Source organism: Corynebacterium sp. HMSC056F09 (assembly GCF_001815785.1).
Classification (GTDB): Bacteria; Actinomycetota; Actinomycetes; order Mycobacteriales; family Mycobacteriaceae; genus Corynebacterium; species Corynebacterium hiratae.
The window spans coordinates 205,409-211,513 of the sequence record NZ_KV821915.1 but is presented as its reverse complement, the minus strand read 5'-3'; the positions used below and the strand labels follow the sequence as shown (position 1 = coordinate 211,513).

The window sequence follows — 6,105 nt, the reverse complement described above, 5'->3', positions numbered from 1 at the left end:
CATTTCCACGTCGGTGGCATCACCAGAAGCAGCAGGCGCCTCGGACTCAGCGTCCTCAGCGGGCTTGTCTGGGGTCTCGGCATCCTTCTCGGAGGAATCCGCGGACTCCTCAGCAGCCGGTGCGGATTCGCCTTCGTCACCGATGATGGCGATGACTGCGCCCACGTCTACGGTGTCATCTTCCTCAGCCTTGATTTCGAGGATGGTGCCGGCGACCGGGGAGGGGATTTCGGTGTCGACCTTGTCGGTGGAGACCTCGAGCAACGGTTCGTCGACCTCGACGGTGTCACCGACGGACTTCAGCCACTGGGTAATCGTGCCTTCGGTTACGGATTCGCCCAGTTCGGGCATCACAACAGAGTGTGCCATAAGTGTTAAGACTCCTCGAAAGTTGGAATTAGTGAAACGCTAGTGTTTGATTCTACAGCGTGTTTATAAAAGCTGCGCATGGGTGGGGTGAATTAGGGCATCCTCCGCACGAAGTGGCTGAAGGTGGGCTCCGGTAGGCTAAAGAGCCATGTTCAACCCCTTCCGCCGCAACAGCTCCAAGTCCCAACTGCGCCCGCCCCGCGCACCGGGGGAGACCATTCGCGCAGAAGACGCCCAAGAGCTTCAAGCCTGGGCTCAGGGACGTGCCTTTATCGAGGCCTTTATTGAACCGGAGACCGTGGTCAACGAGATGTCTGTCGTTGTGGTGGATGAAAACGGCGCCTTCATCCGCCGTCGCATTGGTGGGCCCAAAGGCATCGACGCGGTGGCTAAGCTTCTGCGCTGCGATGTCTATGACGTCGAAGAGACTGGTTACCCCCAGCGCATGCGCGAGCGCATCGAGCGAGAGCGCATTCTGCGCAAGCGGGAGGAACAACGCGAGCGCCGTCAGCGGTTTGAACAGCGACAGCAGCAGAATGGCCAGGACGGCAATTAGAAGGGTGCTGCCTAGCCAGTAATGATGGTGGCGCCTGCCTTCTCAAGCTCCTCCAGAGCGGCGGCGCCGCGGGCCTCGTCGACAGGCGCGCAGTAATCCGCCAGCACACGCACCGTGAATCCCTCCGCAAGGGCGTCGGAAGCGGTGGCGCGCACGCAGTGATCGGTAGCGATGCCCACGATGTCCACGGCGGTGATGTCGTGCTCGCGCAGCCACTCTGCCAGGGGAACGCCGTCGGCCGCGCCTTCGAAACCGGAATACGCAGCGGTATATTCACCCTTCTTGAAATAGGCCTGGGCGGGCCCGATCGCTTCGTGCATCGCGGCGCCGAAGGAATCGGCCACGCAGTGCGCGGGCCAGGTATCAACGAAGTCTGGATTCTCGGAGAAGTGGGTACCCGGATCGATGTGCCAGTCCTGCGTGGCAACGACAGTGTCGTAGGAAGGCTGGAGGGCACCGATGCGATCGGCCACCTCATTTCCGCGCTCGGTGGCGAGGGCTCCGCCGGGGCAGAAGTCATGTTGGACGTCGACAATGATGAGTGCAGGTGTCATACGTGGCAATTCTATACGCTGGGAAACGATGAAAACACCGATTCCCTTTTATCTACAGAAGATCCTTGATGGCGTTCACGATCACGATTCCGGAGAAGTCGCGGACTATATCCCGGAGCTGGCTGCCGCAAACCCCGAGCAGCTGGGTGTGGCGCTGTGCTCTGTGACGGGCCACCTCTACAGCGCCGGTGACGCAGAGACCCGCTTTACCATCCAGTCCATTTCCAAGCCCTTTGTCTACGCCCTCGCACTGAGCGAGTTCGGCCCTGACGCGGTGCGTGAGGTGGTAGGACTCGAGCCCTCGGGGCAGGCCTTCAATGAGTTATCCCTAGCCAAGGACCACCGCCCCCTGAACCCGATGATCAATGCAGGTGCCATCGTGGTCAATCAGCTGATTAATGGGGTGGAGTCGACCGTGGAGGACCGCGTGGAAAAGATCCGCGCCTTCATATCCCAGTTGGCGGGGCGCGAGGTGGACGTCGATAAGCGCCTGTGTGACTCGGAACTTGAGCACGCTGAGCGCAACCTGTCCCTGGCACATATGCTGCGCTCCTACGGCATCATCCAGGACGATGCCCACGACGCCGTGCTGTCCTATACCTCGCAGTGTGCCCTATCGGTGGACGTGCGCGACCTCGCCGTCATGACCGCGACCCTGGCTAATGGTGGCCGCCAGCCGGTAACGGGGGAGAAGATTTTGGACGCCGACGTCTGCCGCATGACGCTGGCGGTGATGAGTTCCTGCGGCATGTACGACGGTGCTGGGCGCTGGATGGCAGAGGTGGGAATCCCCGCTAAGTCCGGCGTATCCGGAGGGCTCATTGGAACGCTGCCGGGGCAGATCGGCGTGGCGACGTTTTCGCCGCGTCTCGATGAGCAGGGAAATAGCGTGCGCGGAACCGAAATCTTCCGCGAGCTCTCCTCGGACATGGGCCTGCACTTGATGTCCACGGAAAACCGCTTTGGTGTGCACCCAGTTCGCAGCGTCGACGAGGACGACGACACCGCGATTATCCGCCTGCAGGGCCACATCAACTTCACCGCCACCGAAGCCATCCTCCACGAGCTGGAGGAGCGCCAGTTCTCCGGCAAGCGCTTGGCCTTGGACTTCTCCCAGGTCTCTGGCCTGCACAAGGTGGGCCGGCGCATGCTCAAGGAAGGACTGCGCCGGCTGCGTGAGGAAGGCAACGAGGTCGCGCTTGTCGACGACGACGGGCTCGTCACCGACCGCGCCATGTCCGACGGTACGGTCCTCCCATTGGCGGATAAGGAGGACTACGTCATCGCCGGCGAAGAGGTGTGAGCGGCCTAAAGCCGCTCACACGAGGGGCCGCATGGAAGCCGCTCTGATTTAGGCTTCTGCGATCTCGCGCAGCGCTGCGACCACGGTGCGCACCGGAACTCCGGTGGCGCGCTTCGGGGTGTAGCCGCGCGGGGCGGAACCGTTCCAGGACGGGCCGGCGATATCGATGTGAGCCCACTCGATGCCCTCGCCCACAAACTGCTTGAGGTAGGTACCGGCGAACTCCATGCCGCCTTCGCGCTTGGCGTTGATGTTGCGGATATCCGCGGCCTGGGACTTGATTTCCTCGTCGTGCTCCTCCAGCAGCGGCATGGCCCAGGCGTTCTCGCCGACCTCGCGGCCGATTTCAGCGAGGCGATCGCGGAAAACCTCGGAGCCCATGATGCCCGAGGTACGTGCGCCCAGCGCCACGATCTGCGCGCCGGTCAGCGTAGCGGTTTCGATGAGGTAATCCGGCTTGTCTTCGCTGGCGCGCGCGATGGCGTCTGATAGCACGAGGCGGCCCTCGGCGTCAGTGTTGAGAACTTCGGAGGTCAGGCCACCGTAGTGGGTAATGACATCTCCTGGGCGGGTGGCACCAGAGCCCGGCATGTTCTCAGCCAGCGGCAGGGTAGCGGTGATCTGAACCGGCAGCTTCAGCTTGGCCGCCGCGATGATGGTGGCCGCCATCGCAGCAGAGCCGCCCATGTCAGAGATCATGTCCCACATGCCATTGCCCGGCTTCAGGGAGATACCGCCGGTATCGAAGGTAATGCCCTTACCTACAAGAGCCACGTGTTTCTTGGCCTTCTTGGGCTTCCAGCTCAGGCGCACCAGACGCGGCGGGCGGGCAGAGCCCTTACCTACCGCGAGGATGCCGCCGAAGCCCTGCTTCTCCAGCTGCTTTTCATCGAGCACCTCGACGTCAAGACCGGCTTCCTTTGCCTGGCCGGAAAGGAATGCGGCGTAGGACTCCGGGTAGAGCTCGTTGGCGGGGGCATTCACGAGGTCGCGGGCAAGCAAGACAGACTCGGCCACGGTGCGGGCTGCCTCGAATTCTTCGGAGACAGACTTATCAGCCACCACCACGAAAGTGGCTGGTTGTTCCTTCTCCTCCAGTTCGGTGGAGCGAATGCCGCGATAAGCGTAGCCGCCGAGGATGAGACCCTCGACAGCAGCAGAAACGCCGAAGTCCGCCAGGCTGGTCACGATGGTGCCCACGCCTGCGGTGGCGCGGGCCACGGAGCCGGCGGCGCGGCGCAGGGCCTCGGCGTCGAGTTCCTCGACATCGCCCAAGCCCAGCGCAATGACCTGCGCAGCCCCTGCCTTCTGCGGGGCGGGAACCTTCACGATTTCCCCGGCCTTGCCCGTCGCGCCCACGGCCGCGAGAGCCTCGTACGTCGAGCGCAGTGCGGACGAGCTGAGAAGAGAGGTGCCCGGCACCTCGAGTCCCTCCTCGCCGGCGAAGGTGGCGATCAGCAGGGCATCTGCCTGCTTGGGAGCCTTCTTGGCCAGCTCAACGGTGGGGAAAGAGCCGCGTGCGGGCAGTTCGAACGTGGAAGAAGCCACGATGTCCTCCTTGAGAAAAGTGACAATGGGATACTCCTCACACACTACCCGTGTCTATGGTGTGGAACGTACTGGGATTACAGTGGGATTACGGTGGGAGTGGGGTGGGGTGGCAGCGGGGCTTGTGGGCTCGCCGAGTGGACTCAAGGAGTGGTGATCTAGCTAGGGCATTTCTGCATCTCTATAGGGGGCTAAGGAGTACGCTGTAATCCATGTTGAATTACACCGTGACGCGAACTGAAACCCCCACCTCCCCGGAGCGCCTGCAGGAGATTCTGGCGAACCCGGGCTTTGGTAAGTACTTCACCGACCACATGGTGACGATTGACTGGACTGAGGACAAGGGATGGCACGACGCGCAGGTACGCCCCTACGCGCCGTTTAGCATGGATCCGGCGTCCACCGTCTTCCACTATGGCCAGGCCATCTTCGAGGGCATCAAGGCCTACCGCCAGCCAGATGGCAGCATCGCCACCTTCCGCCCGGAGCAGAACGCGCAGCGTCTGCAGGCTTCCGCTGAGCGCATGGCTATGCCGCAGCTGCCGGAAGAGGAGTTCATTGAGTCCCTGCGCCAGCTTGTCGACATCGACCAGGCCTGGGTCCCCGAAGCTGGCGGCGAGGCAGCCCTGTATTTCCGCCCTTTCATGATCGCCACCGATGTGTCCCTGGGCGTGCACCCGGCGCACTCCTACCGCTATGTCGTCATCGCCTCCCCGGCAGGCGCGTACTTCTCCGGCGGCATCAAGCCGGTGTCCGTCTGGCTATCCACCGACTACGTCCGCGCTGCTCCCGGCGGCACGGGCACGGCCAAGTTCGCCGGCAATTATGCGGCCTCACTGCTCGCCCAGGCGCAGGCCGCGGAGAAGGGCTGCGACCAGGTGGTGTGGCTGGACGCCATCGACCGCACCTACATCGAGGAAATGGGTGGCATGAACCTGGCCTTTGTCTACGGCGAGGAAGGCAACCAAACCCTGGTGACCCCGGCGCTGTCGGGTTCGCTGCTGCCGGGCATTACCCGCGCCTCGCTTCTGCAGGTTGCTAAGGACATGGGGCTGAAGGTCGAAGAGCGCCGCATCACCTACAAGGAGTGGGAGCAGGACGTTGCTTCCGGCGCCATGGTGGAGGCCTTTGCCTGCGGCACCGCAGCCGTTATTACCCCGGTGGGCCACGTCATGGGCGACGAGACCGATTTCCACATCAACAACGATGAGGCCGGCGCTACGACGATGGCTCTGCGCGAGCGCCTCACCGGCATCCAGCGCGGGTCCGTGGAGGATACCCACGGCTGGCTGCACACGCTGGTGGAGGCTTAGAGCGCAATTCGCTTAGGCAAGCTCGGCGGCCAGCTGCACCAGCGGCAAGGCCGCGAGCGCGCCGAGGGGGAAACCTTCGCTCAGGTTTAAATCAAGCAGTGGGGTTAGTCCCAGCTCTTTGAGAGCAAGCGCATACGCCGGTTCGGGGGTGGTCGTCCCTGCGCGCAGCCAGCCTCTCACGCCGGGCGCGGTGCGCTCGGCCAGGACGGCGGCGGTGGCGGCCAGGGGGCCGTCGATAAGCACTGGCGTTCGCCGCGCCGTGGCCTGCGCGATGAAACCCGCCAGCGCTGCGAGATTCGGGGAGCCGATGGTCTGCACGACCTCCCAGCCCTCCAGGTTGCGGGCGCGGAACATCGAGTCACGCACAACGCTCACGCGGGCCTTCCACATCGCATCCGTAATACCGCTGGCCAGAGTATTCGTCCCCACAATCGCCACCGGTTCGGTATGGGTAATCCGGCC

At 63.3% G+C, this 6,105-nt stretch carries 7 protein-coding genes; 3 read left to right on the top strand and 4 right to left on the bottom strand.

Annotated features, from left to right (window positions below):
• On the bottom strand, positions 1 to 369 hold a 369-nt coding region (locus HMPREF3056_RS04795), incomplete at its 3' end, for a biotin/lipoyl-containing protein (RefSeq protein WP_305764482.1).
• Between the two features lie 148 nt (positions 370 to 517).
• On the opposite strand from HMPREF3056_RS04795, the gene HMPREF3056_RS04790 reads away from it, so the two are divergent.
• Positions 518 to 925, top strand: coding sequence for an oxidoreductase (locus tag HMPREF3056_RS04790; RefSeq protein WP_070512383.1), 408 nt, complete (start codon positions 518 to 520; stop codon positions 923 to 925).
• 11 nt (positions 926 to 936) lie between these two features.
• On the opposite strand, the gene HMPREF3056_RS04785 is transcribed toward HMPREF3056_RS04790, so the two are convergent.
• Positions 937 to 1,479: an isochorismatase family protein gene (locus tag HMPREF3056_RS04785; RefSeq protein ID WP_070512386.1), complete on the bottom strand. Its 543-nt coding sequence runs from the start codon at positions 1,477 to 1,479 to the stop codon at positions 937 to 939.
• Positions 1,480 to 1,507: 28 nt separating this feature from the next.
• Here HMPREF3056_RS04785 and HMPREF3056_RS04780 point away from each other — a divergent pair, with 28 nt between their 5' ends.
• Positions 1,508 to 2,782, top strand: coding sequence for a glutaminase (locus HMPREF3056_RS04780; protein ID WP_070512389.1), 1,275 nt, complete (start codon positions 1,508 to 1,510; stop codon positions 2,780 to 2,782).
• A gap of 48 nt (positions 2,783 to 2,830) precedes the next feature.
• Here HMPREF3056_RS04780 and HMPREF3056_RS04775 read toward each other — a convergent pair whose 3' ends face one another.
• Positions 2,831 to 4,330, bottom strand: coding sequence for a leucyl aminopeptidase (locus HMPREF3056_RS04775; RefSeq protein WP_046648125.1), 1,500 nt, complete (start codon positions 4,328 to 4,330; stop codon positions 2,831 to 2,833).
• A 212-nt stretch (positions 4,331 to 4,542) separates the two neighbouring features.
• Here HMPREF3056_RS04775 and HMPREF3056_RS04770 point away from each other — a divergent pair, with 212 nt between their 5' ends.
• Positions 4,543 to 5,643: a branched-chain amino acid aminotransferase gene (locus tag HMPREF3056_RS04770; protein WP_070515793.1), complete on the top strand. Its 1,101-nt coding sequence runs from the start codon at positions 4,543 to 4,545 to the stop codon at positions 5,641 to 5,643.
• A gap of 12 nt (positions 5,644 to 5,655) precedes the next feature.
• Here the strand turns inward: HMPREF3056_RS04770 and HMPREF3056_RS04765 are convergent.
• A partial coding sequence (locus HMPREF3056_RS04765; RefSeq protein WP_141759840.1) for a nicotinate-nucleotide--dimethylbenzimidazole phosphoribosyltransferase occupies positions 5,656 to 6,105 on the bottom strand: 450 nt, incomplete at its 5' end.

Coding starts and splice junctions, on each gene's coding strand:
- HMPREF3056_RS04790 (WP_070512383.1), top strand. CDS start 518: ATGTTCAACCCCTTCCGCCGCAACAGCTCCAAGTCCCAACTGCGCCCG.
- HMPREF3056_RS04785 (WP_070512386.1), bottom strand. CDS start 1,479: ATGACACCTGCACTCATCATTGTCGACGTCCAACATGACTTCTGCCCC.
- HMPREF3056_RS04780 (WP_070512389.1), top strand. CDS start 1,508: ATGAAAACACCGATTCCCTTTTATCTACAGAAGATCCTTGATGGCGTT.
- HMPREF3056_RS04770 (WP_070515793.1), top strand. CDS start 4,543: ATGTTGAATTACACCGTGACGCGAACTGAAACCCCCACCTCCCCGGAG.